Origin of the sequence: Bacillus cereus group sp. MYBK101-2, assembly GCF_051918845.1 — a bacterium.
GTDB lineage: Bacteria > Bacillota > Bacilli > Bacillales > Bacillaceae_G > Bacillus_A > Bacillus_A paranthracis.
In genome coordinates this window covers 1-24410 of record NZ_JBQAIE010000023.1, presented here as the reverse complement: position 1 = coordinate 24410, position 24410 = coordinate 1, and the positions used below count along the sequence as shown (strand labels likewise).

The window sequence follows — 24410 nt, the reverse complement described above, 5'->3', positions numbered from 1 at the left end:
ACGTGCATAGAAGAACTAATGTGTAAAATACTATGTCTAACAGTTGGTGATTTTTACATGAACAGGTAAATTCACCACTTTGATCATCAGTAGAAAGTGAGGCAGCATTAGAATGAAAGCAACTGGAATCGTACGTCGAATTGATGATTTAGGTAGGGTAGTAATCCCGAAGGAAATTCGTAGAACTTTACGTATTCGAGAAGGGGACCCACTAGAAATATTTGTAGATCGCGATGGAGAAGTAATTTTAAAGAAATATTCTCCAATTAGCGAGCTAGGTGATTTTGCAAAAGAATATGCAGATGCTTTATATGATAGCTTAGGACATAATGTGCTTGTATGTGATCGAGATTCTATTATCGCAGTATCAGGTGTATCAAAAAAAGAATACTTAAATAAAAGTGTTGGCGATTTAATTGAAAAAACGATGGAAGAAAGAAAGTCTGTTATTATGACGGACGAAAGTGATATTTCCATTATTGATGGTGTAACAGAAAAGGTTCATTCTTATACAGTTGGGCCGATTGTTGCAAATGGAGACCCAATTGGGGCTGTCATTATTTTTTCAAAAGAAGCGATTATAAGCGAAATAGAACACAAGGCGGTCAATACTGCTGCCAGTTTCTTAGCAAAACAAATGGAACAGTAAAGGTGTATGATTTTAGAAGTAGCAATCTTTCCTAATTATGATATTTCTTCTTGAGAAATCAATTATTTGGAGATATATGTATATTGAATGAAGGTAGCGCTTTGCTACCTTTTTTCATTGAATATTTCTAACGTTGCACGAACGTATTCTTACTTGTGTAGGTAAGGAAGCTTGTCCTTTTCTTTATGATATAATACGAGGGGTGAGAATAGAAAAAGGAGTTTTCTTGCATGGAATCGAAGAAGTATCAAGCCTTTTGGCGTGGGGCTATTATATTAACAATCGCAAGTTTTGTTACAAAGGTATTAAGCGCCTTTTACCGTATTCCATATCAAAATATAGCGGGTGACGTTGGTTTTTATATTTACCAACAAATTTATCCATTTTATGGATTTTGTTTAATTTTAGCTACTTATGGGTTCCCTATTATAATTTCAAAAATGGTTGCGGAACGATTAGAGCGAGGGAAAAAACAAGAAGCAGAGGAAATTATTTGTGTATCTTTTTGGTTTTTATTAGGGATTGGTTTCATAGGATTTTTTACATTGTTCTTTGGTGCCGAAGCAATTGCGATAGCTATGGGCGATATACACTTAGATAAGCTATTACGCGTTATTTCCTTTTCATTCATATTGATGCCGTTTTTATCTGTAGCAAGAGGATATTTCCAGGGATTCAATAATATGATGCCAACAGCTGTTTCGCAAGTGATAGAACAAACGATTCGTGTTTCTATTATTGTATTTTTATCTCTATTCCTAATTGCTCACGAATTTGATTTATATACAGTTGGTGCAGGTGCTATGCTCGGTTCAATCGCAGGTGGATTGATTGGGATTATCGTACTTATACTTTATATGCGTCATGACTTTCGTTCTATATTCTTCAAAAGTGTAAAGAGGATTAAAGGGAAAAAGAAGATTATAAAAATCCTGTTTTGGCAGGGGTTAGCGATTTGTGTTAGTAACTTAGTGCTTATTTTTATACAAATGGCTGATTCTATTTCTTTCTATTCTCTACTTATTGGAGCGGGAGAGCCAGTTGAAAGTGCAAAGGTGTTAAAAGGTGTTTATGACAGAAGTATCCCGCTTATGCAATTGGGTACTGTCGTGACAACTTCCTTCTCGTTGTCGCTTATTCCAATTATTACAGCAGCGAAGGAAAGAGGGGATCTTACCTTTATTCGAGAAAAGGTAAGGTTAGCGATGAAAATAACATTTGTTATCGGATTTGCAGCAGCCATTGGATTAACTTGTATTATCCAACCTACGAATATTATGTTGTTTGAAAATAGTGATGGGTCAGATGTTTTATCTATTTTATCTTTATCTATTTTATTTAGTTCATTGTCGATTACAACTGCTTCTATTTTGCAAGGGTTAGGACAAACATTAAAACCAGCAATATTTGTTATATGTGGCGGTTGTTTAAAGTTAGCTTTAAATTATATATTAATGCCATATTTTAGTGTGAAGGGAGCTGCAATTGCGACGCTAGTTGCGTTAATTGTAATTTCTATACTAAATAGTGTATTACTTATGCGAGCTGTATCCGAATCGCTTATCGACAAACGGAATATGTTAGGTATAGTTATTAGTGGTATCGGTATGGGATTTGTACTAATAATGTTTATGCGTGTATTGCAAATGTCTGGATTAGTAATGGATACAAGTCATAGAGGTGTTGCAACACTTGAGGCGTTGTTAGGTGTAGCCATCGGCGGATTGGCATATATGTTTTTCATTTTAAAATTACGTGTATTTACAAAAGCAGAAATAGGAACCGTTATGAAAAAAGAGAAAAAAGAAGGTTCATTGAAGAAGAGTGGATAGAGGTGACAGGTTGTGAGTGGAATCATTACTATTTTAGGATTAGGTGCTGGTGAATTAGATCAGTTAACGATGGGTGTATATAGAAAAATAAAAGAAGCAGATCACATGTTTGTTAGAACGAAGGAACATCCCGTTATAGAAGAGTTGGAGAAAGAAGGTATACGATATACTGCTTTTGACAATGTATATGAAGCACATGATACATTTGAAATTGTATATGAAACAATTGCGAATACATTGCTAAAACAAGCTGAAGGTGCAGAAATCATCTATGCTGTTCCAGGGCATCCACTTGTAGCGGAAAGAACGGTTCAGCTACTATTGGAAAAAAGTGAAGTAGCGAATATTGAAGTGCGAATTGAAGGTGGGCAAAGTTTCCTTGATCCTATGTTTGCAAGTCTTAAGATTGATCCGATTGAAGGATTCCAATTAATTGACGCTACATCATTTGAAAGAGGACAATTAGAATTACGTCAACACTTAATCTTTTGCCAAGTATATGACGCATTCGTTGCATCAGATGTGAAATTAACATTAATGGAGATGCTGCCAGATGATTATGAAGTGTATATCGTAACAGCTGCAGGGACTTCATTTGAGCAAGTGAAAAAGGTGCCGTTGTACATGTTAGATCATGAAACGGAGTTGAATAATTTAACGAGTGTGTACATACCACCAGTTCAGGAACGTGCATCCTTGTATCAACAGTTTGATGTGCTTAGAGAAATTATTGCAGATCTTCGTGGCCCGAATGGCTGTCCATGGGATAAAAAGCAAACACATCAATCTTTAAAGAAATATTTAATTGAGGAAGCTTATGAAGTATTAGAAGCAATTGATGAAGAGGATGATGATCACTTAGTAGAAGAACTGGGTGATGTATTATTACAAGTTATGCTTCATGCCCAAATCGGAGAGGACGAAGGTTGGTTCTCTATAGATGATATTATTCGAACTTTATCTGAGAAAATGGTTCGTCGTCATCCGCATGTATTTGGGAATACGGATGTAAATAATGCCGATGAAGTAATTGCCAATTGGGAAGAAATTAAAAAACAAGAAAAAGGGTTTGTAAAAGAATCTGTTTTAAATGGAGTTCCAAAAAGTTTGCCGCAGTTACTACGCGCTTATGAAATCCAGAAAAAAGCTGGTAAGGTTGGTTTCGATTGGGTTGATGTACAGCCGATGATAGAGAAAGCCTTAGAAGAATGGCAAGAGTTCCAACAAGAAGTTACAAACATGGATGAGGCGAAGATGTTAAGTGAATTTGGCGATTTACTATTTGCGTTTGTTAATATAGCTCGTCATTATAAAATAGATCCAGAAGAAGCGTTACGTTCAACAAATGAGAAATTCGTCAGTCGTTTTTTATACATGGAAGCAAAGGTAGCTGAAATGAAGAAAGAGATGCAAGATTTATCATTAGAGCAGTTAGATGTTTTCTGGGAAGAGGCAAAACAAACAGAGCGTTAATAGGGGGATTTAATATGCGTCTAGATAAGTTTTTAAAAGTATCACGTTTAATTAAAAGAAGAACATTGGCGAAAGAAGTAGCTGATCAAGGAAGAATATCCATTAATGGTCAAGTGGCAAAAGCAAGTTCAGATGTAAAAGTAGCTGATGAATTAACAATTCGTTTTGGTCAAAAAATAGTAACTGTAAAAATAAATGAATTGAAAGAAACGACTAAAAAAGAAGATGCAGCAAATATGTATAGCTTAGTTCGTGAAGAAAAAGTAAAGGCCGAAGAAGGCTTGTTCTAAAATCGATTATCCCTTCATACATTACTATTAGCTAGTATAAATGTATGGGGGGATTTACGTGAATAATGGTTACTCACCTATGTCTTCTAATCAACAAAATGTTTCTGTAGAGCATGATATTGTTATGCGTGGCAGACGTGTAATTGATATTACCGGTGTAAAGCAGGTAGAGAGTTTTGATAGCGAAGAGTTTTTACTTGAGACTGTAATGGGCTTTTTAACAATTCGCGGTCAAAATTTGCAAATGAAAAATTTAGATGTAGAAAAAGGTGTTGTATCGATTAAAGGGAAAGTTCATGAGATGCTGTATATTGATGAGAATCAAGGGGAGAAAACTAAAGGCTTCTTTAGTAAGTTGTTTAAATGAGTCTAACAATTCAGTTGTATACGATGCTCTCAATGATCGGAATGGGTGCTTGGATTGGAGCGTCTTTAGATACATACCAACGATTTTTAAAACGTCAAGAACGTAAGCGTTGGATTGTATTTATACATGATATACTATTTTGGATTGTCCAAGCATTATTCGTTTTTTACGTATTACTTCTTGTAAATGAAGCTGAACTACGTATATATGTATTTTTAGCATTATTATGTGGTTTTGCGGCATATCAAAGCATGTTGAAAGCAATATACATGAGACTGTTAAATTTTCTCATCTATATTTTTGTGCAAACAACACACTTTTTTGTTCAAATTATACAGCTACTCATGATAAAACCTGTTATTATTATAGCGCAGCTATTTATTGCATTTATATTATTCTTATTTCGTATACTGCTTTCAATTGGACATGTGTTATGGAAAATGGTGATTTGGATATTACTTTTCATATGGAAAGTTTTTTTCTGGCCTGTTCGATTTATTGCTTCGCTCATATGGAAACTTCTCCCTAATCGTGTTAAACTTTTTATAATGAAGCATGTAGGGTTCCTGCAATATATAGCAAAATTGAAGGGACATATCTTCCAATTGTGGGAGCGTATAAAAAAGAAGTTAGGGGGACCTCGGAAATGAGGGAACTGAGACAAAGAACAATCGAAAAACAGAGTCCAAATCCTGTTAAAGAGCATATAATACAAACGGATGAGAACAGGAAGCGACTTTATCGCCGTTTAGCGGTTTTTCTTGTCTTTGCTTTTACAATTATTGCGAGTATTAGTGTAACGTTTTATCAACAAAACAGTTCCATTAAAGCAAAAGAAGCAAAAGTTAAGGACATGAAAAAAGAACTGGATTCATTAACGAACAAAGAAAAGAGTCTAAAAGACGAAGTTCAAAAGTTAAATGATGAAGAGTACGTATTAAAGATTGCTAGAAGGGATTATTTCTTCTCTGGAAAAGGGGAGATAATTTTTCCTGTTTCTAAGTAGAGTATGTCTTATTGACACTATATTTTAGGATTATATATAATAAAGTAAAATTTGACTTTTTAACCACTAAGGAGGAGCATTTTTTTTATGTCAATCGAGGTAGGCAGCAAGTTACAGGGTAAAGTAACAGGTATTACAAATTTTGGGGCTTTTGTGGAGCTGCCAGAAGGCTTAACGGGTCTTGTTCATATTAGTGAAGTTGCTGATAATTATGTGAAAGATATTAACGATCACTTAAAAGTGGGCGACCAAGTAGAAGTAAAAGTTATTAACGTTGAAAAAGATGGTAAGATTGGTCTATCTATTAAAAAAGCGAAAGAGCGTGAAAAAACAGAAGGAGATCGTCCACGTGGTGAATACCAACGCGGTGGTGATCAACAACGTTCTGGACGTCCACAACGTAATCGTTCTTTCAACAGAGATAACCGTGGTGGCGGTAACGACCGTGCTCCAAAAGAAACATTCGAGCAAAAGATGGCACGTTTCTTAAAGGATAGTGAAGATCGTTTAACTTCTTTAAAGCGTAACACTGAATCTAAACGTGGTGGCCGTGGCGCACGTCGCGGATAATAAGAACGTTTAATTCTTAGAATATAGAGAGGTGCCCAGGGCGATTGCTCAGGGTGCTTTTTTATATGTGAAAATATATTTTTAAAAAAGTTTTCAAGATGTGTTGACTTTAAATTATATCTGAGGTAAGATACTAATTGTCCGTTAAATAAGACGACATGGCGGTGTAGCTCAGCTGGCTAGAGCGTACGGTTCATACCCGTGAGGTCGGGGGTTCGATCCCCTCCGCCGCTATATTTAATTTAACGGCCCGTTGGTCAAGTGGTTAAGACACCGCCCTTTCACGGCGGTAACACGGGTTCGAATCCCGTACGGGTCATCTAAAAAGATCATGCAAATGCGCATGATCTTTTTTTGTTAAATAAATTAAGACATACAACACTTCTACAAAATCACCCTATATTTTCTGAATGTTCGATTAAAATATTAAGAATAAAATACATACTGTGTATATATGTAGAGTTATTTCGAATAAAAAGTCGAACGATTATAAAAGTGAAAACTGTTGTTTTGACAAAAATCCCAATAATCATCTTTTATAATGACAGTAATTAAACTATGCAGGTGGTGTTAAAAATATGCCTAAAGCAGGAAGGAATACTATGAATACAAGTGCATTGGCAATGAATGAAGGTCAGCTTGGAGGAGTAAAGTGGACGAGTAAGTTGCGAATGAAGTTTGAGCAAGTTTTCTTTAGATGGGGATTTATTATTGTTGTTATTGGTTTTCTTTTGGGACGAGCATATATATTAACAAACATTTTACCGTTTGCACTACCGTTTTTTGCTGCTGTTTATGTTATGAAGCGGGATAAAATGCCGCTCGCATTCTTGGCCCTAATGGGGGGCGCACTTTCAGTTTCGATAGATAATTTATTCTTTACCTTTGCATCTATTTTTACTTTCTTCATTTATAATATCTTCTTTAGTCGGTTTACACGTAAAACTGTTGGACTTGTACCATTCCAAGTATTTATCTCCGCATTAACTGCACATTTAGTTGTCGTATATTTTGCACAACAAACTGTTACCATGTACGATTTACTCGTTAGTACGATTGAAGCAGGGCTTAGCTTTGTATTAACTATGATATTTTTACAAAGTGTCCCGCTTTTAGTAGAAAGAAAAGGGAAACAACAAGCGTTAGAGACAGAAGAAATTGTTTGTTTAATTATATTACTAGCATCTGTTTTAACTGGTACAACAGATTGGTTCGTATATGACGCTTCTATTCAACATATTTTTACTAGGTATTTAGTGCTTGTGTTTGCGTTTATCGCAGGAGCGGCTACAGGATCTACAGTAGGGGTCGTCACTGGGTTAATATTAAGCTTAGCAAATGTCTCTAGTTTGTCCCAACTTAGTCTGCTTGCTTTTTCTGGATTGCTTGGTGGTTTGTTAAAAGAAGGGAAACGCTTAGGTGTTAGTTTAGGTTTATTAATTGGGACAAGCTTGATTACGCTATATGTAGATAAGCAAACAAACATTGTGACAACTTTAATTGAATCTGGTGTGGCGATTGCTTTCTTTTTATTAACACCGAAACTTGTTATGGATCGTATTGCTAAATTTATGCCAGGCACACAGGAGCATTCGCAAGATCAACAACAATATTTAAGAAGAATGCGTGATGTTACAGCGAATAAAATCAATCAATTTGCCAATGTATTTGCTGCTTTATCTAATAGCTTTTCTGTATATGGATATGTGGAGGAGGAAGATAAAGAGACGGAGGCAGATTTGTTCTTAAGTACAATTACTGCAAAAACATGTCAAACATGCTTTAAAAAGGACCAATGCTGGGTAGTTAATTTCGATAAAACATATGATTATATGAAACAAATAATGAGTGAAACGGAAGAAGGAACTCTGCAGCATAATCGGAAGTTAGTTCGTGAATGGGACAAGCATTGCGTAAGAGGCAAGAAAGTGACGGATTTAGTAGCGGGTGAATTAGATCACTTCTATGAGGGACAAAAATTACGAAAACAAATGAAAGAAAATCGTAGAATAGTAGCGGAGCAACTATTAGGTGTATCAAAAGTTATGGAGGATTTTGCTAAGGAGATACAAAGAGAACGAGAAAATCATCAAGTACAGGAAGAGCAGATTCTGCAAGCGTTTCGTGATTTTGGTGTAGAAGTAGAGCATGTTGATATTTATTGTTTAGATAGAGGGAGTATTGATATTGAAATGTTGATTCCAGTTGCATCTAATGAACACGGAGAGTGTGAAAAATTAGTTGCACCGATGCTTTCTGATATTCTAAAGGAAAATATTGTTGTGAAACATGAAGAAAAATCTTCTTATCCGAACGGCCACAGTTTAATATCATTTGGTTCAGCAAAAACGTATTCCCTTGATACCGGCTTGGCCACAGCCGCGAAAGGCGGTGGGTTTGTTTCGGGTGATTCTTATGCGATGATGGATTTAAGTGTTGGGAAATATGCCCTTGCAATTAGTGATGGCATGGGAAATGGACAAAGAGCTCATATGGAGAGTAAAGAAACAGTGAAATTATTACAAAAAATACTTCAGTCAGGCATTGATGAGGAGATAGCAATTAAATCTATTAACTCTATTCTCTCTTTAAGAACAACAGAAGAGATGTTTACGACATTAGACTTAGCTATGGTAGATTTGCGGGATGCGAGTGCGAAGTTTTTAAAGATTGGATCAACGCCGAGTTTTGTTAAACGTGCAAATAATATTTTGAAAATTGAAGCAAGTAATTTACCAATGGGGATTATCGAGGATGTTGAAGTTGATGTAGTGGGTGAGCAATTAAAAACAGGTGATATTCTTATTATGATGAGTGATGGGATTTTTGAGGGCGCGCAGCATGTAGAGAATCACGAGTTATGGATGAAGCGGAAAATTAAAGAGTTACAAACTGAAGATCCGCAAGAGATTGCTGATATCATCATGGAAGAGGTGATTCGCTCTGGCGATGGTTATATAAATGATGATATGACTATTGTGGTGGCGAAAGTGAAGAAAAATATGCCGAAGTGGGCTACCATTCCAATTGTGGGAATGCAGGCACAATAAAGTTGAAGTGTGATGTTCCTTTATCGCTTTTTCCTTCTAAAAACCTAGGTGAATACCTAGGTTTTTTTGCTTTAAAAGATAATGTTATTATTTTTGTGAATATGTACGGATGATGTAAGATAAAAATGTAATTTTTGTATATCTTTTTTTTGCACAATGTTTGTAAAAGTTGTACCATTATAAACAAGGTAACTAACGTTGCTGTTCTTGTTTAATGAAAGGTGATTACGAAGTTGAAAGATACATTTGTTGAAAAGGTAGATGACTTTGTAAAGCAGCATGATGTATTAAAGGAACGCTCAACAATTGTTGTAGGGGTTTCTGGTGGTCCTGACTCTTTGGCTCTTCTATATTATTTGTTAGAGAAAAGAGCAGCAAAACAGTTTGAAATTGTAGTGGCTCATGTGGATCACATGTTTAGAGGTGATGAATCTCATGAGGACCTACAGTTTGTGCAGGACCTTTGTAAAGGACTGGGAGTTATTTGCGAAACGATAAGAATTAATGTGTCGCAATATCAACAGCAATACGGGATGAATGCACAGGTTGCTGCTAGAGAATGCAGATATGCATTTTTGGAAAGAATAATGAAGAAATATGATGCGAGATATGTAGCCCTTGGACATCATGGTGATGACCAAGTAGAGACGATTTTAATGCGTCTTGTACGAGGGAGTACTCCGAAAGGATATGCAGGAATTGCAGTGAAGCGTCCTTTTCATAATGGATATTTAATTAGGCCGTTACTTGGAGTAACAAAGGAAGAAATTGTTGATTACTGTAATAAGCTGAAAATAATTCCTCGTATAGATCCAAGTAATAAAAAGGAAGTATATACAAGGAATCGATTACGTAAATATGTTCTTCCTCATTTGAAAGAAGAAAACCCACAAGTGCATGAGAAATTCCAAAAATTTAGCATGCAGATGCAAGAGGATGAGGCGTATTTGCAGGAATTAGCTTTTGAGAAAATGAATAAAGTAATTACAAAAAAAAGTGATAAACAAATTAGCATATCAATTCCTGCCTTTGAATCCATGTCTATGCCTTTACAAAGAAGAGGGATTCAACTAATATTAAACTATCTTTATGAATATAAGATTCCATCTTCTCTTTCCTCTATACATATTGACAAAGTGATTGAGTTTTTTAAGCGGACACAACCTTCGGGTTCACTTGATTTCCCAGGTGATTTGAAAATTGTTCGCGCATACGAGGAGTGTAGCTTTGGATTTAAACAAGAAATTGTTTCTCCTTTCTTACAAGATTTATCAGTTCCCGGGACAATTACGCTATCGAACGGGGATAAACTTGTAACAGAGGTGAGCGAAGATATACCAAGTGACATGAATGAAACAGTATTTGTTGCTAAGTATAATGATATATCATATCCGCTTCGTATTCGGTCTAGAGAAAATGGAGATCGCATGTCAATACAAGGTATGAATGGCACCAAAAAGATAAAAGCTATTTTTATCGAAGCGAAAGTGCCAAGAGAAAAAAGAGAAGAATGGCCGGTCGTTTGTGATGCAAGAGGGAATGTTATTTGGTTACCCTTGTTGAAGCGATCTGCATTTGCTATCTCGAAAGAGAGAGCAAAGAAGGATAAATATATGATTATTCACTACAAAAGCAAGGAGTCTTCCGGGAGGATAATGAAATGATGAATCAAGATATCGAAAAAGTATTAATTTCTGAAGAGCAAATACAAGAAAAGGTGCTCGAATTAGGCGCGATTATTGCAGAGGATTATAAAAACACAGTACCTCTTGCGATTGGTGTACTAAAGGGTGCAATGCCATTCATGGCAGATTTATTAAAGAGAACAGATACATATCTTGAAATGGACTTTATGGCTGTATCTAGTTACGGTCACTCAACTGTTTCAACAGGCGAAGTAAAAATTTTAAAAGACCTTGATACTTCTGTAGAAGGTCGCGATATTTTAATCGTTGAAGATATTATTGATAGCGGTCTTACGCTAAGTTACTTAGTAGACCTATTTAAATATCGTAAAGCGAAGTCTGTAAAAATTGTTACGTTATTAGATAAACCAACAGGCCGTAAGGTAGATTTGAAAGCGGATTATGTTGGATTTACTGTACCGCATGAATTTGTTGTAGGATATGGATTAGATTATAAAGAGCAGTACCGTAATCTTCCTTATGTAGGAGTATTAAAACCAAGCGTTTACTCAAATTAATTAAATACAGGCGTCACAATTGTATAGGAAAGTTTTTCTATGTTACGATTTACTATAGTGTTTATGCCGTGAGAGGAGGTTAGGAATGAATCGTATCTTCCGTAATACCATCTTTTATTTACTGATATTCCTAGTAGTAATTGGAATCGTGAGCTATTTTAATGGTTCGACACAAAAAACGACATCAGTTAGCTACGATAAATTCATTACTAAACTAGAAAAAGGTGAAGTTCGTAATGTGCAACTTCAACCGAAAAATGGTGTGTTTGAAGTAAAAGGACAATTTAATAACTCTAGCCAGGGAGAACAATTTGTTACTTATGCACCAAATACTGAGGAATTACAAAAGAAAATTAATGATAAAGCGCAAGGTGCTGAAGTTAAGTATCAACCAGCAGAAGAAACAAGTGCTTGGGTAACCTTCTTTACTTCTATCATTCCGTTTGTCATTATCTTCATTTTATTCTTCTTCTTATTAAACCAAGCTCAAGGCGGCGGTAGCCGTGTTATGAACTTCGGGAAAAGTAAGGCGAAGTTATATAATGACGAAAAGAAAAAAGTTCGTTTCAGAGATGTTGCTGGAGCGGATGAAGAGAAACAAGAGCTTGTTGAGGTAGTTGAATTCTTGAAAGATCCTCGTAAGTTTGCTGAAGTTGGTGCCCGTATTCCGAAGGGTGTTCTATTAGTGGGACCTCCAGGTACAGGTAAAACTTTACTAGCACGTGCCGTTGCAGGTGAGGCAGGCGTTCCGTTCTTCTCTATCAGTGGTTCTGATTTCGTAGAGATGTTCGTCGGTGTCGGTGCATCACGTGTACGTGATTTATTCGAAAACGCAAAGAAAAATGCTCCTTGTATCATTTTCATTGATGAAATTGATGCTGTAGGACGCCAACGTGGCGCAGGTCTTGGTGGTGGCCATGATGAGCGTGAGCAAACGTTAAACCAATTGCTTGTTGAAATGGATGGATTCGGTGCAAACGAAGGTATTATTATCATCGCTGCGACAAACCGTCCTGATATTCTTGACCCAGCATTATTACGTCCAGGTCGTTTTGACCGTCAAATTACAGTAGATCGTCCAGATGTAAATGGTCGTGAAGCTGTACTGAAAGTACATGCTCGTAATAAACCGCTTGATGAGAATATCAACTTAAGAGCAATTGCAACTCGTACACCGGGATTCTCTGGTGCCGATCTTGAAAACTTATTAAACGAAGCTGCTTTAGTAGCTGCGCGTCAAGATAAGAAGAAAATTGATATGAGTGACATTGATGAAGCAACGGATCGTGTTATTGCAGGTCCGGCTAAGAAAAGTCGTGTTATCTCTGAAAAAGAACGTAATATCGTTGCTTTCCATGAAGCGGGCCACACTGTAATTGGTGTTGTTCTTGATGAAGCAGATGTCGTTCATAAAGTAACAATTGTCCCTCGTGGTCAAGCTGGTGGATATGCAGTAATGCTTCCGAAAGAAGATCGTTACTTCATGACAAAACCAGAGTTACTTGATAAAATCACTGGTTTACTTGGTGGTCGAGTAGCTGAAGAAATTGTATTTGGTGAAGTGAGTACAGGTGCTCATAATGACTTCCAACGTGCGACTGGTATTGCAAGACGTATGGTTACGGAATTTGGTATGAGTGATAAGCTTGGACCAATGCAATTTGGTAGCTCACAAGGTGGTCAAGTGTTCTTAGGAAGAGACTTCCATTCAGAACAAAACTATAGTGATGCGATTGCACACGAAATCGATATGGAAATGCAAACGATTATGAAAGAATGTTATGCTCGTGCAAAACAAATTCTTACTGACAATCGTGATAAACTAGATCTTATTGCGAAAACGTTACTTGAAGTAGAAACGTTAGATGCAGAGCAAATTAATCATTTATGTGATTATGGCAGATTGCCAGAACGTCCAACATCTTCAGCTGATGTGAAAGTAAACATCAACATGAAGAAGGACGATGAAGAATCAGAAGATAAGTAAGAGATGAAGGAGTGACGATAGTCACTCCTTTTTTATTTGTAGAAGGGAACTAAGTAGAAAAAGAATTTAAATAAATCTGGTATTAAAAATTGAAATGGAGAGTAATCTTTTTGTAAAATGATGAGGATAGAAAAGCTGATTATATAAGTATGTGTGATATGATGTTTTTATAAGTTTTATGCATACTACATAAATATAGATTAAATAAGATAAGTGGTGAGAATATGATTTTTGTATTGGATGTAGGGAACACAAATGCTGTACTGGGCGTGTTTGAAGAGGGGGAACTTCGTCAACATTGGCGCATGGAAACAGATCGTCATAAGACAGAAGATGAATATGGAATGCTTGTAAAACAGTTGCTTGAGCATGAGGGTCTTTCGTTTGAAGATGTGAAAGGTATTATCGTGTCTTCAGTCGTACCACCAATTATGTTTGCTTTAGAGCGCATGTGTGAAAAGTATTTTAAAATTAAGCCGCTTGTAGTAGGTCCTGGAATAAAAACGGGGCTAAATATTAAATATGAAAATCCACGTGAAGTAGGTGCGGATCGAATCGTAAATGCAGTAGCAGGAATCCACTTATATGGAAGTCCGCTTATTATTGTCGATTTTGGTACGGCTACTACATATTGTTATATTAACGAAGAAAAGCATTATATGGGTGGAGTTATTACACCGGGAATTATGATTTCAGCAGAGGCTTTATATAGTAGAGCAGCAAAACTTCCTCGTATTGAAATTACAAAACCCAGCAGTGTAGTTGGGAAGAATACGGTAAGTGCGATGCAATCTGGTATTCTTTATGGTTATGTAGGACAAGTGGAAGGTATTGTTAAGCGCATGAAAGAGGAAGCTAAACAAGAACCGAAAGTTATTGCAACAGGTGGATTGGCGAAATTAATTTCAGAAGAATCGAATGTAATTGATGTTGTAGATCCATTCTTAACATTAAAAGGTTTGTATATGTTATACGAGCGTAATGCAAATTTACAGCATGAGAAAGGTGAATAAATAAGTATGAAAGATTATTTAGTAAAAGCGTTAGCATTTGATGGGGAAGTGCGTGCGTATAGTGTACGTACTACAAACACGGTAAGTGAGGCGCAAAGACGTCATGATACATGGAGAACAGCTTCAGCGGCACTTGGTCGTTCTTTAACTGCAGGTACAATGATGGGTGCAATGTTAAAAGGTGACCAAAAGCTAACGATTAAAGTAGAAGGTAATGGCCCGATTGGTCCTATCTTAGTAGATGCTCATGCAAATGGGGATGTACGTGGTTATGTAACGAATCCGCATGTTGACTTTGAAGGAACAGAACAAGGGAAATTACGTGTATATCAAGCGGTAGGTACTGAAGGGTTTGTAACGGTAATTAAAGATATTGGTATGCGTGAGCCGTTTATTGGTCAATCTCCAATTGTTTCAGGAGAATTAGGAGAAGACTTCACGTATTATTTTGCAGTTTCTGAGCAGACGCCTTCTTCAGTAGGTGTTGGTGTCCTTGTAAATGGAGATGATAGCATATTAGCAGCAGGTGGATTTATCCTTCAAATTATGCCGGGTGCACAGGAAGAAACAATTTCATTCATTGAAGAGCGTTTACAGAAGATTCCTCCTGTATCAACATTGATTGAACAAGGGCTTTCTCCAGAAGAGTTACTGTATGCAGTCCTTGGAGAAGATAAGGTAAAAGTATTAGAAACGATGGATGTTCAATTTAATTGCACATGCTCACGCGAACGTATCGAGAGTGTGTTAATTAGTTTAGGTAAAACGGAGTTAGAGCAAGTTCGTGAAGAAGAAGAAGAAACAGAAGTTCATTGTCATTTCTGTAATGAGCGATACAAGTTCTCTAAAGAAGATATTACAAATTTAATTGAGAATTTGTAATAAGGGAATTCGTCCTCTAAATACATTGACAAACAGGGAATTTTCTGACAAAATCTAAATATAGATAAAACCAATAAAAATACTCGGTGTTAGGAGTGACAGGAATGCGAGTGGCACAATCAGTTTCAGAATTAATCGGGAAAACGCCGATCGTTAAGTTGAACCGCATCGTAGAATCAGACAGCGCAGATATATACTTAAAATTAGAATTTATGAATCCAGGGAGCAGCGTTAAAGATCGTATCGCATTAGCTATGATTGAAGATGCTGAGAAAAAAGGATTATTAAAAGAAGGCGATACAATCATTGAACCGACAAGTGGTAACACTGGAATTGGTTTAGCGATGGTAGCGGCTGCTAAAGGATATAAGGCAATTTTAGTAATGCCAGAAACAATGAGTATTGAACGTCGTAATTTATTACGTGCTTACGGTGCGGAATTAGTATTGACTCCAGGGCCTGAAGGAATGGGTGGAGCAATTCGTAAAGCGACTGAATTAGCAAAAGAGAATGGTTACTTTATACCACAACAGTTCAAAAACCAATCGAATCCAGAAATTCACCGTTTAACAACAGGTCCAGAAATTGTTGAACAAATGGGCGACCAATTAGATGCGTTTATTGCAGGTATTGGTACGGGTGGAACGATTACTGGTGCTGGTGAAGTGCTGAAGGAAGCATATAAAGATATTAAAATTTATGCAGTAGAACCTGCGGATTCACCAGTATTATCTGGTGGGAAACCAGGCCCGCATAAAATCCAAGGAATTGGGGCTGGATTTATCCCAGAGACATTGGATGTAGAAGTATATGATGAAATTGTTCAAGTGAAAACGGAGCAAGCGTTTGAATATGCAAGAAGAGTGGCTAAAGAGGAAGGTATTCTAGTTGGTATCTCTTCTGGAGCAGTTATTTATGCAGCAACAGAAATTGCGAAAAAGTTAGGTAAAGGGAAAAAGGTACTTGTTATTATCCCAAGTAACGGTGAACGTTATTTAAGTACACCACTTTATCAATTTGAGTCTTAATTACATGTGATTGAAAAAGCATCCTTGAAAAAGGATGCTTTTTCTTTTTGGATTGGAAATAGGAAAAGAGTGAATGACTAGAAAACTTCATGTAAAATAAGAGGTAGTATAATTAATTTATTTTCACTAGCCTTCGAGTATAACTCTTCTATATACATAACGAATGTAGTTTGAAGTGGTTAAAATAAGAGGGTGGGATAAAAGAAGACGGGGTGTTGATATGCAACGAAGAAAATCTTTAGCGCTTTCTATTCCATATCAGTTAGATTTCTTTAAGCAATATAAATTTCTTTCTAAGGATAAACCGCAACATATTTTGTTAGAGAGTGGGCGTGGCGGTCGTTATAACATTGTGGGGTTAAACCCGGTAGCGGTAATCCGAGGGAAGGGTGAAACGTTACATATAAGTGAAAGTGGTAAGGAAACAATAAAGCAAGGAAACCCATTAGATTTAATGCAGGAATATATGGAGCGATGGAAAACGGATTATAATCCGGAATACCCGCCTTTTCAAGGTGGTGCAATTGGCTACTTTAGTTATGATTGCATCCGTTATATTGAAAAACTTCCTTCTCTTGCCGAGGATGATATTAATATACCTGACATATTCTTTTTATTATTTGATGATGTGTTTGTGTATGATCAAGAGGAAAAAGTATTATGGATTATTACACATTATGCAGATAAGCATGAAGAGGCAAAAGAACGATTACATGAGTGGAAGGTTCTTTGGGCGACAGAAGCGCCGGAAGTGACTATACCGTTTGCATGCCCTGAAAAGAAAAGTGAAGCAGTTGCTTTTACTGAAGAAGGTTTTATGAAGGCAGTTGAATGTATTCAAGAATATATTGGTGCTGGTGATGTGTTCCAAGTGAACTTGTCAACAAGACAAGAAAGAACGTTACAAACACATCCATTAGAAATTTATACAAGTCTTCGCGAAATTAATCCATCTCCATATATGGGTTATTTGGAGCTTGGGGATTTTCAAATTGTTAGTGGATCGCCGGAGTTGCTAATTAAGAAACAAGGAACTGAAGTAAGTACAAGACCAATTGCTGGAACGAGATCTAGAGGGGCGAATGAGCAAGAGGATGAAGAGTTGGCAAGAGAATTAATTGAGAATGAAAAGGAACGAGCAGAGCATGTCATGCTTGTAGATTTAGAGCGAAATGATTTAGGGCGTGTTTGTAAATATGGCACTGTAGAAGTAGATGAATTTATGGTAATTGAGAAATACTCACACGTTATGCATATTGTTTCTAATGTGCGTGGTGAGGTGGAAGAAGATAAAGACGCTTTTGATTTAGTGAAGGCTGTATTCCCTGGGGGGACAATTACTGGTGCCCCGAAAATACGTACGATGGAAATTATTGAAGAATTAGAACCTGTTCGCCGAGGGATTTATACAGGTTCAATTGGTTGGATTGGTTATTCTGGAGATACAGAATTGAATATTGTGATTAGGACGCTTCTTGCTAAAGATGGAAAAGCGCATGTACAAGCGGGAGCGGGAATTGTAATTGATTCAAATCCGGAAAATGAATATAAAGAGTCGTTAAAAAAGGCGATTGCTTTATGGCGTGCAAAAGAACGTAGTGAAGAAACGGTTAGGTGAGAGAAATGATATTAATGATTGATAATTATGATTCTTTTACATTTAATTTAGTGCAGTTTCTTGGAGAACTTGGACAAGAGCTTGTTGTTAAACGTAACGATGAAGTGACTATTTTAGATATTGAGAATATGAAACCAGACTTTTTAATGATTTCGCCAGGTCCATGTAGTCCGAATGAGGCAGGGATTAGTATGGAGGTTATTCGATACTTTGCTGGAAAGATTCCGATTTTTGGGGTTTGTCTTGGGCATCAATCTATTGCGCAAGTATTTGGTGGAGAGGTTGTCCGTGCAGAGCGATTAATGCATGGGAAAACATCGCTTATGCATCATGATGAGAAGACGATTTTTTCGGATATCCCTAATCCGTTTACCGCGACGCGCTATCATTCCCTTATTGTTAAGAAAGAGACGTTACCTGATTGTTTAGAGGTAACGTCTTGGACAGAAGAAGGGGAAATTATGGCGCTCCGCCATACAACATTACCGATTGAAGGTGTGCAGTTCCACCCGGAATCTATTATGACTTCTCACGGGAAAGAGTTGTTGCAGAATTTCATTCGTAAATATAGTCCAAGTGTGACATCATGTTAATTTACGTAAATGGTCAGTATGTAGAATCGAGTGAAGCGAGAATTTCTCCTTATGATCATGGTTATTTATATGGTCTTGGAGTTTTTGAGACTTTTCGTATTTATAATGGTCATCCTTTCTTATTGGATGATCATTATGACCGTTTAATAGATGCGTTGGATACATTGCAAATTAAATGGTCGATGACGAAAGATGAAGTAATGCTTATTTTGAAGAATTTACTCGTTAAGAATAAATTAGAGCATGCGTATGTCCGTTTTAATGTATCGGCGGGTATAGATGAAATTGGATTGCAAACAGAAATGTATGAAGAGCCGTCTATTATTGTTTTTATAAAACCTTTAGCGGCCCCGGGAGATGTAGTGGAAAAAGAAGGGGTTGTCTTAAATCAAGTGAGAAATACACCAGAGGGTGCATCTCGCTTGAAGTCTCACCATTATTTAAATAACATTTTGGGGAAACGTGAAATTGGAAATGGTGTGAATAAGGAAGGAATTTTCCTGACTGAAGTAGGTTATGTTGCAGAGGGTATTGTTTCGAATCTCTTTTTTGTGAAAGGTGATATTTTATATACACCTTCGCTTGAAACAGGGATTTTAAATGGTATCACTCGTGCGTTTATTATAAAGGTTGCTGAAGAGATTGGTATAGAAGTAAAAGAAGGTTTCTTTACAAAAGATGAATTACTTTCAGCCGATGAAGTCTTCGTAACAAACTCGATTCAAGAAATTGTTCCGCTTAATCGTATAGAGGGACGAGATTTCCCGGGTAAAGTAGGTATGGTTACAAAAAGATTTATGAACCTTTATGAAATGCAGAGAGAGAAATTGTGGAGCAGAAATGAATTACGAAGAGGAGATGTGTAGTTTGAAGTGGGATTATGATTTGCGCTGCGGCGAATATACATTGAACTTAAATGAAAAAACGTTAATTATGGGGATTTTAAATGTAACACCAGATTCGTTTTCTGATGGTGGGAGTTACAACGAGGTAGATGCTGCAGTGCGCCATGCGAAAGAAATGCGAGATGAAGGTGCTCATATTATTGATATTGGTGGCGAATCTACTCGTCCGGGCTTTGCTAAAGTGTCAGTGGAAGAAGAAATAAAACGAGTTGTTCCAATGATTCAGGCTGTCTCAAAAGAGGTGAAATTACCTATTTCTATCGACACATATAAAGCGGAAGTTGCAAAACAAGCGATCGAAGCTGGTGCTCATATTATTAATGATGTTTGGGGAGCGAAGGCGGAACCGAAAATCGCTGAAGTTGCGGCTCATTACGATGTACCTATTATCTTAATGCATAATCGCGATAACATGAATTATCGTAATTTAATGGCTGATATGGTTGCTGATTTATATGACAGTATTAAAATTGCTAAAGATGCTGGTGTACGAGATGAGAATATCATTTTAGACCCAGGCATCGGTTTTGCTAAAACACCTGAACAAAATTTAGAAGCGATGCGTAATTTAGAACAGTTAAACGTACTAGGTTATCCAGTTCTCTTAGGGACTTCAAGAAAGTCCTTTATTGGGCATGTGCTAGATTTACCGGTAGAAGAACGTCTTGAGGGGACGGGAGCTACCGTTTGTCTTGGTATTGAAAAGGGTTGTGAGTTTGTTCGTGTTCATGATGTGAAGGAAATGGCACGTATGGCTAAGATGATGGATGCGATGATTGGTAAGGGGGTAAAGTAATTGGATAAAATTTATATTCATGATATGGAGTTTTACGGTTATCATGGTGTATTCCCAGAGGAAAATAAATTGGGCCAGAGATTTAAAGTGGACTTAACGGTGGAATTGGATTTGAAACAAGCAGGAGAAAGTGATGACTTAGAGCATTCTGTTAATTATGGAGAGCTTTTCGAATTATGTAGGAAAGTTGTAGAAGATAGAACATATAAGCTTGTAGAGAGTATTGCTGAAAATATTGCTACAGATATATTGAAACAATATGAGAGTATTTCAAGATGTACGATAAAGGTAATTAAACCAGATCCGCCGATACCAGGACATTATCGTGCTGTAGCGGTAGAAATTACGAGAGAACGTCCATGAATAATATAGCTTACATTGCATTAGGTTCAAATATTGGAGAGCGTTATACGTATTTAACTGAAGCGATTCAGTTTCTGAATAAAAATCCTTATATCAAAGTTGAGGATGTTTCGTCTGTATATGAGACGGAACCGGTTGGCTATACTGACCAAAGTTGCTTTTTAAATTTAGTTATAAAAATTTCTACCAATTTATCACCGCAAGAATTATTGAAAGTAACGCAAAAAGTAGAAAATGATCTAGGAAGAAAAAGGGAAATTAGGTGGGGACCTAGGACTATCGACCTTGACATTTTACTATATAATCAAGAAAATATTGAAGCAGAGAATCTTATTGTTCCGCATCCGCGGATGTTCGAAAGAGCTTTTGTTATCGTTCCGTTGTTAGAGATTAATCAAGATATAAAACAAAACATTTCACGTTCACAAGTAGAAGAAATGAAAAGGCGAGAGGGAGTAACGGTATGGAAGCAGAAAAATGGGGAAGACGCATTCGTGCTTTTCGAAAACTAAAAGGTTATACGCAAGAAGGTTTTGCAAAAGAATTAGGGGTATCTGTATCTGTTTTAGGTGAAGTTGAGCGAGGGAATCGATCGCCTTCCCAAGACTTTGTAGTGGAAGTTGCTAAAGCATTAAAGGTCTCGATAGATGAGCTAATGCCAAAGTGACCATGAAGGAAGGAGTAAATCGAGTGTTAAAAATCGCAAATATTGAGATGAAAAATCCGGTTGTATTAGCACCGATGGCGGGAGTGTGTAACTCTGCATTCCGTTTGACAGTAAAAGAATTCGGTGCAGGCCTAGTTTGTGCTGAAATGGTAAGTGATAAGGCGATACTACTGAACAATAAAAGAACATTAGATATGTTATATATTGATGAGAGAGAAAAGCCATTAAGTTTACAAATTTTTGGTGGCGAGAAAGAAACTCTTGTAGATGCTGCGAAATACGTAGATCAATATACGACAGCAGACATCATTGATATTAATATGGGGTGCCCAGTACCAAAAATCGTTAAGTGTGATGCAGGAGCAAAGTGGCTTTTAGACCCAAATAAAATATATGAAATGGTAGCGGCAGTTGTAGATGCTGTAGAAAAACCAGTTACAGTAAAAATGCGTATCGGTTGGGATGAGGATCATATTTTCGCAATCGAGAATGCGAAAGCTGTTGAGCGTGCTGGTGGACAAGCGGTAGCGGTTCATGGGCGCACACGAGTACAAATGTATGAAGGAAAAGCGGATTGGGATATTATTAAACAAGTAAAGCAAGCTGTAAATATCCCGGTTATCGGAAATGGCGATGTCGCAACGCCGCAAGATGCAAAGCGTATGCTTGATGAAATTGGTGTAGATGGTGTTATGATTGGCCGCGCTGCCCTTGGAGATCCATGGATGATTTATCGTACGGTAAAGTATTTAGAGACTGGTGAATTAATGCCGGAACCGACAGTACGTGAGAAAATTGACGTATGTATGTTGCATCTAGATCGTCTGATCGATTTAAAGAATGAAAATGTCGCTGTAAGAGAGATGAGAAAGCACGCAGCTTGGTATTTAAAGGGCATTCGTGGTAATGCAACTGTACGTAATGGTATCAATGCTTGTAATACGCGTGAAGACCTTGCAAATGTATTAAGTACATTTGTAGAAGAAGTAGAAGCGAAACAACAAACAATTCACGTTGGTTAATAATAGGAAGGGAAGATTGACATTCTTCTATACACTTCCTATAATTACGTGAAAGAAAGAAGAACTGCCAGTTAGTTGCTGGCAGTTTTTCTAGTTGAGTAGAAAATGCTATACTGTATATATTGTAAAAATTAATAGAGCTGGAGTGATATCAATACCATGGATAACATGAACCACGAAGAATTAAACGACCAATTGCTTGTTCGTCGTGAAAAGCTACATAACTTACGTGAGCAAGGGATCGATCCGTTCGGTAAACGTTTTGAACGTACAAATGCAACAAATGAATTATTAAGCCTATATGGAGAGTTCTCTAAAGAAGAATTAGAGGAGAAAGAAATCTCTGTTTCTATCGCTGGTCGTATTATGACAAAACGCGGTAAAGGAAAAGCTGGATTTGCACATATTCAAGATTTACATGGACAAGTTCAAATTTACGTTCGTAAAGATGCTGTTGGAGATGAAGAGTACGAATTATTTAAAACGGCAGATTTAGGTGACTTAGTAGGTATTGAAGGTAAAGTTTTCAAAACGAACGTTGGAGAACTTTCGGTGAAAGCAACGGGCTTTACGCTATTAACGAAATCTCTTCGTCCATTACCGGATAAATATCATGGATTAAAAGATGTTGAACAACGCTACCGTCAACGCTACTTAGACTTAATTACAAGTATGGAAAGCCGTGAAACATTTGTTACTCGCAGTAAAATCATTCGTGAAATGAGAAGATACTTAGATGACAATGGTTATCTTGAAGTGGAAACACCTATGATGCACGCAATTGCAGGTGGAGCTTCTGCGCGTCCTTTTATTACGCATCATAATGCGTTAGATATGGAATTATATATGCGTATCGCAATTGAACTTCATTTAAAACGCCTTATTGTGGGTGGATTAGAAAAAGTTTATGAAATCGGCCGTGTATTCCGTAACGAGGGTGTATCAACTCGTCATAATCCCGAGTTTACGATGATTGAATTATATGAAGCGTATGCTGATTATAAAGATATTATGAAACTAACAGAAAATATGGTTGCTCATATCGCGAAGCAAGTACTAGGTACAACAACAATTCAGTATGGTGATTATGAAATTAATCTAGAACCAGAATGGACACGTCTTCATATGGTAGATGCAATTAAAGAACATTCTGGAGCAGATTTCTGGAATCCGATGAGTGTAGAAGAAGCGCGTGAACTTGCAAAAGAACATAATGTAGAAATTAAGGATACAATGGAAGTTGGTCATATTATTAATGAATTCTTCGAGCAAAAAGTAGAAGATAAATTAATCCAACCAACATTTATTTACGGTCATCCGGTAGAAATTTCGCCACTTGCGAAAAAGAATGACGAAGATCCACGATTCACAGATCGTTTCGAATTATTTATCGTTGCACGTGAACATGCAAATGCATTCACTGAATTAAATGATCCAATCGATCAGAAAGAACGTTTTGAAGCGCAATTAAAAGAACGCGAACAAGGTAATGATGAAGCTCACATGATGGATGATGATTATATCGAAGCTCTTGAGTATGGTATGCCTCCTACAGGTGGACTAGGAATTGGTATTGATCGTCTTGTTATGTTATTAACGAATGCACCATCTATTCGTGACGTACTATTATTCCCTGCTATGCGTCATAAACAAGACTAAGCTTTGGAGATTTCTCCAAAGCTTTTTTTATCGCGATTGGTGAGGCTTGAATAAAGTTTCACTTTATTTGAGTATGAGCGTGGAGATTAGATGTTGATGTTGGAAGAAATTATATTTATATAGAAGAAAAGTGCTGTTTTTATACTTTTTTACTAAGTTAAAAATTTTATTAGAAAAACTATTGCATTTTAATAATCAAACTGGTATATTTATATTCGTTGCCACGAAAGGTAACAAACAAAACAAACGAAAAACAACTTATTGAAAAAAGTTGTTGACGAAAATATAACGAAATGTTATATTGATAAAGTCGCTTCTGAGCGGCGAAGTAGTTCTTTGAAAACTGAACGAAACAAACAACGTGAAACGTCAATTTTTATTTTAGATGCTAGACAAACTAACTTTATTGGAGAGTTTGATCCTGGCTCAGGATGAAC

24 protein-coding genes and 2 tRNA genes are annotated in these 24410 nt (G+C 36.8%); all 26 read left to right on the top strand.

What is annotated here, in order from left to right; translation table 11 throughout:
* Window positions 1–112 precede the first annotated feature (112 nt).
* The 26 genes from spoVT (at window position 113) to lysS (ending at window position 23973) form a co-directional block, all read left to right on the top strand.
* The gene (gene spoVT / locus ACTFSI_RS26430) at window positions 113–649 is read left to right on the top strand and encodes a stage V sporulation protein T (protein WP_000648302.1); all 537 of its coding nucleotides are present in this window, start codon (window positions 113–115) and stop codon (window positions 647–649) included.
* A 230-nt stretch (window positions 650–879) separates the two neighbouring features.
* The gene (locus ACTFSI_RS26425; RefSeq protein WP_000444155.1) at window positions 880–2481 is read left to right on the top strand and encodes a putative polysaccharide biosynthesis protein; all 1602 of its coding nucleotides are present in this window, start codon (window positions 880–882) and stop codon (window positions 2479–2481) included.
* A gap of 12 nt (window positions 2482–2493) precedes the next feature.
* Window positions 2494–3954, top strand: a complete 1461-nt coding sequence (gene mazG / locus ACTFSI_RS26420) for a nucleoside triphosphate pyrophosphohydrolase (protein WP_000014267.1) — start codon at window positions 2494–2496, stop codon at window positions 3952–3954.
* Window positions 3955–3968: 14 nt separating this feature from the next.
* Window positions 3969–4244, top strand: a complete 276-nt coding sequence (locus ACTFSI_RS26415) for an RNA-binding S4 domain-containing protein (protein WP_001234876.1) — start codon at window positions 3969–3971, stop codon at window positions 4242–4244.
* A 58-nt stretch (window positions 4245–4302) separates the two neighbouring features.
* Window positions 4303–4611: a sporulation protein YabP gene (gene yabP / locus ACTFSI_RS26410; protein ID WP_001059102.1), complete on the top strand. Its 309-nt coding sequence runs from the start codon at window positions 4303–4305 to the stop codon at window positions 4609–4611.
* The gene (gene yabQ, locus ACTFSI_RS26405; protein WP_000059762.1) at window positions 4608–5261 is read left to right on the top strand and encodes a spore cortex biosynthesis protein YabQ; all 654 of its coding nucleotides are present in this window, start codon (window positions 4608–4610) and stop codon (window positions 5259–5261) included. The genes yabP and yabQ overlap by 4 nt, the downstream gene beginning before the upstream one ends.
* Complete coding sequence (gene divIC / locus ACTFSI_RS26400) at window positions 5258–5617, top strand: cell division protein DivIC (protein ID WP_001208736.1); 360 nt, start codon at window positions 5258–5260, stop codon at window positions 5615–5617. The genes yabQ and divIC overlap by 4 nt, the downstream gene beginning before the upstream one ends.
* Window positions 5618–5704: 87 nt before the next feature.
* Entirely contained in the window at window positions 5705–6187 is a 483-nt protein-coding gene (locus ACTFSI_RS26395) for a S1 domain-containing RNA-binding protein (RefSeq protein ID WP_000021452.1), read from the top strand.
* 160 nt (window positions 6188–6347) lie between these two features.
* A tRNA-Met gene (locus ACTFSI_RS26390) sits at window positions 6348–6421 on the top strand.
* A gap of 13 nt (window positions 6422–6434) precedes the next feature.
* Window positions 6435–6506: transfer RNA gene (locus ACTFSI_RS26385), tRNA-Glu, on the top strand.
* Window positions 6507–6765: 259 nt separating this feature from the next.
* Window positions 6766–9237, top strand: a complete 2472-nt coding sequence (gene spoIIE, locus ACTFSI_RS26380; protein WP_001123535.1) for a stage II sporulation protein E — start codon at window positions 6766–6768, stop codon at window positions 9235–9237.
* A 233-nt stretch (window positions 9238–9470) separates the two neighbouring features.
* A complete protein-coding gene (tilS, locus tag ACTFSI_RS26375) occupies window positions 9471–10901 on the top strand; it encodes a tRNA lysidine(34) synthetase TilS (RefSeq protein WP_000655446.1) in 1431 nt (476 codons plus the stop codon).
* Window positions 10898–11440, top strand: coding sequence for a hypoxanthine phosphoribosyltransferase (gene hpt, locus ACTFSI_RS26370; protein ID WP_000981838.1), 543 nt, complete (start codon window positions 10898–10900; stop codon window positions 11438–11440). The genes tilS and hpt overlap by 4 nt, the downstream gene beginning before the upstream one ends.
* A gap of 85 nt (window positions 11441–11525) precedes the next feature.
* Window positions 11526–13427 (top strand): ATP-dependent zinc metalloprotease FtsH, encoded by a 1902-nt coding sequence (gene ftsH / locus ACTFSI_RS26365; protein ID WP_001079659.1) that lies wholly within the window; start codon window positions 11526–11528, stop codon window positions 13425–13427.
* Window positions 13428–13651: 224 nt separating this feature from the next.
* A complete protein-coding gene (locus ACTFSI_RS26360; protein ID WP_000578367.1) occupies window positions 13652–14440 on the top strand; it encodes a type III pantothenate kinase in 789 nt (262 codons plus the stop codon).
* A 6-nt stretch (window positions 14441–14446) separates the two neighbouring features.
* Window positions 14447–15322, top strand: a complete 876-nt coding sequence (gene hslO, locus ACTFSI_RS26355; RefSeq protein WP_000656366.1) for a redox-regulated molecular chaperone HslO — start codon at window positions 14447–14449, stop codon at window positions 15320–15322.
* 104 nt (window positions 15323–15426) lie between these two features.
* Window positions 15427–16350 (top strand): cysteine synthase A, encoded by a 924-nt coding sequence (cysK, locus tag ACTFSI_RS26350; RefSeq protein WP_001261701.1) that lies wholly within the window; start codon window positions 15427–15429, stop codon window positions 16348–16350.
* Between the two features lie 220 nt (window positions 16351–16570).
* The gene (gene pabB, locus ACTFSI_RS26345) at window positions 16571–17968 is read left to right on the top strand and encodes an aminodeoxychorismate synthase component I (RefSeq protein ID WP_138322576.1); all 1398 of its coding nucleotides are present in this window, start codon (window positions 16571–16573) and stop codon (window positions 17966–17968) included.
* 5 nt (window positions 17969–17973) lie between these two features.
* Complete coding sequence (gene pabA / locus ACTFSI_RS26340) at window positions 17974–18561, top strand: aminodeoxychorismate/anthranilate synthase component II (RefSeq protein ID WP_000602285.1); 588 nt, start codon at window positions 17974–17976, stop codon at window positions 18559–18561.
* Entirely contained in the window at window positions 18555–19427 is an 873-nt protein-coding gene (gene pabC, locus ACTFSI_RS26335) for an aminodeoxychorismate lyase (RefSeq protein ID WP_000909886.1), read from the top strand. Before pabA ends, pabC begins: the two co-directional genes overlap by 7 nt.
* Window positions 19402–20262 carry a dihydropteroate synthase gene (gene folP, locus ACTFSI_RS26330; protein WP_002081846.1) on the top strand — a complete coding sequence of 287 codons (861 nt, stop codon included), beginning with the start codon at window positions 19402–19404 and terminating at the stop codon, window positions 20260–20262. The genes pabC and folP overlap by 26 nt, the downstream gene beginning before the upstream one ends.
* Window positions 20263–20625 carry a dihydroneopterin aldolase gene (folB, locus tag ACTFSI_RS26325; RefSeq protein WP_000358059.1) on the top strand — a complete coding sequence of 121 codons (363 nt, stop codon included), beginning with the start codon at window positions 20263–20265 and terminating at the stop codon, window positions 20623–20625.
* Window positions 20622–21137, top strand: coding sequence for a 2-amino-4-hydroxy-6-hydroxymethyldihydropteridine diphosphokinase (gene folK / locus ACTFSI_RS26320; RefSeq protein WP_001059445.1), 516 nt, complete (start codon window positions 20622–20624; stop codon window positions 21135–21137). The genes folB and folK overlap by 4 nt, the downstream gene beginning before the upstream one ends.
* A complete protein-coding gene (locus tag ACTFSI_RS26315) occupies window positions 21089–21292 on the top strand; it encodes a helix-turn-helix domain-containing protein (protein ID WP_000387027.1) in 204 nt (67 codons plus the stop codon). The genes folK and ACTFSI_RS26315 overlap by 49 nt, the downstream gene beginning before the upstream one ends.
* A gap of 23 nt (window positions 21293–21315) precedes the next feature.
* The gene (gene dusB / locus ACTFSI_RS26310; protein WP_000912260.1) at window positions 21316–22314 is read left to right on the top strand and encodes a tRNA dihydrouridine synthase DusB; all 999 of its coding nucleotides are present in this window, start codon (window positions 21316–21318) and stop codon (window positions 22312–22314) included.
* A gap of 159 nt (window positions 22315–22473) precedes the next feature.
* Window positions 22474–23973: a lysine--tRNA ligase gene (lysS, locus tag ACTFSI_RS26305; protein WP_000369678.1), complete on the top strand. Its 1500-nt coding sequence runs from the start codon at window positions 22474–22476 to the stop codon at window positions 23971–23973.
* Window positions 23974–24410 lie beyond the last annotated feature (437 nt).

What these genes read in the sequence shown, in the direction of transcription:
- hpt (WP_000981838.1), top strand. Translation starts at nt 10,898, where the DNA reads ATGATGAATCAAGATATCGAAAAAGTATTAATTTCTGAAGAGCAAATA.
- pabC (WP_000909886.1), top strand. Translation starts at nt 18,555, where the DNA reads ATGTTAATTTACGTAAATGGTCAGTATGTAGAATCGAGTGAAGCGAGA.
- lysS (WP_000369678.1), top strand. Translation starts at nt 22,474, where the DNA reads ATGGATAACATGAACCACGAAGAATTAAACGACCAATTGCTTGTTCGT.
- ACTFSI_RS26395 (WP_000021452.1), top strand. Translation starts at nt 5,705, where the DNA reads ATGTCAATCGAGGTAGGCAGCAAGTTACAGGGTAAAGTAACAGGTATT.
- spoVT (WP_000648302.1), top strand. Translation starts at nt 113, where the DNA reads ATGAAAGCAACTGGAATCGTACGTCGAATTGATGATTTAGGTAGGGTA.
- pabB (WP_138322576.1), top strand. Translation starts at nt 16,571, where the DNA reads ATGCAACGAAGAAAATCTTTAGCGCTTTCTATTCCATATCAGTTAGAT.
- ftsH (WP_001079659.1), top strand. Translation starts at nt 11,526, where the DNA reads ATGAATCGTATCTTCCGTAATACCATCTTTTATTTACTGATATTCCTA.
- folK (WP_001059445.1), top strand. Translation starts at nt 20,622, where the DNA reads ATGAATAATATAGCTTACATTGCATTAGGTTCAAATATTGGAGAGCGT.
- pabA (WP_000602285.1), top strand. Translation starts at nt 17,974, where the DNA reads ATGATATTAATGATTGATAATTATGATTCTTTTACATTTAATTTAGTG.
- cysK (WP_001261701.1), top strand. Translation starts at nt 15,427, where the DNA reads ATGCGAGTGGCACAATCAGTTTCAGAATTAATCGGGAAAACGCCGATC.
- ACTFSI_RS26425 (WP_000444155.1), top strand. Translation starts at nt 880, where the DNA reads ATGGAATCGAAGAAGTATCAAGCCTTTTGGCGTGGGGCTATTATATTA.
- spoIIE (WP_001123535.1), top strand. Translation starts at nt 6,766, where the DNA reads ATGCCTAAAGCAGGAAGGAATACTATGAATACAAGTGCATTGGCAATG.
- folP (WP_002081846.1), top strand. Translation starts at nt 19,402, where the DNA reads ATGAATTACGAAGAGGAGATGTGTAGTTTGAAGTGGGATTATGATTTG.
- divIC (WP_001208736.1), top strand. Translation starts at nt 5,258, where the DNA reads ATGAGGGAACTGAGACAAAGAACAATCGAAAAACAGAGTCCAAATCCT.
- hslO (WP_000656366.1), top strand. Translation starts at nt 14,447, where the DNA reads ATGAAAGATTATTTAGTAAAAGCGTTAGCATTTGATGGGGAAGTGCGT.
- ACTFSI_RS26360 (WP_000578367.1), top strand. Translation starts at nt 13,652, where the DNA reads ATGATTTTTGTATTGGATGTAGGGAACACAAATGCTGTACTGGGCGTG.
- ACTFSI_RS26315 (WP_000387027.1), top strand. Translation starts at nt 21,089, where the DNA reads ATGGAAGCAGAAAAATGGGGAAGACGCATTCGTGCTTTTCGAAAACTA.
- yabQ (WP_000059762.1), top strand. Translation starts at nt 4,608, where the DNA reads ATGAGTCTAACAATTCAGTTGTATACGATGCTCTCAATGATCGGAATG.
- ACTFSI_RS26415 (WP_001234876.1), top strand. Translation starts at nt 3,969, where the DNA reads ATGCGTCTAGATAAGTTTTTAAAAGTATCACGTTTAATTAAAAGAAGA.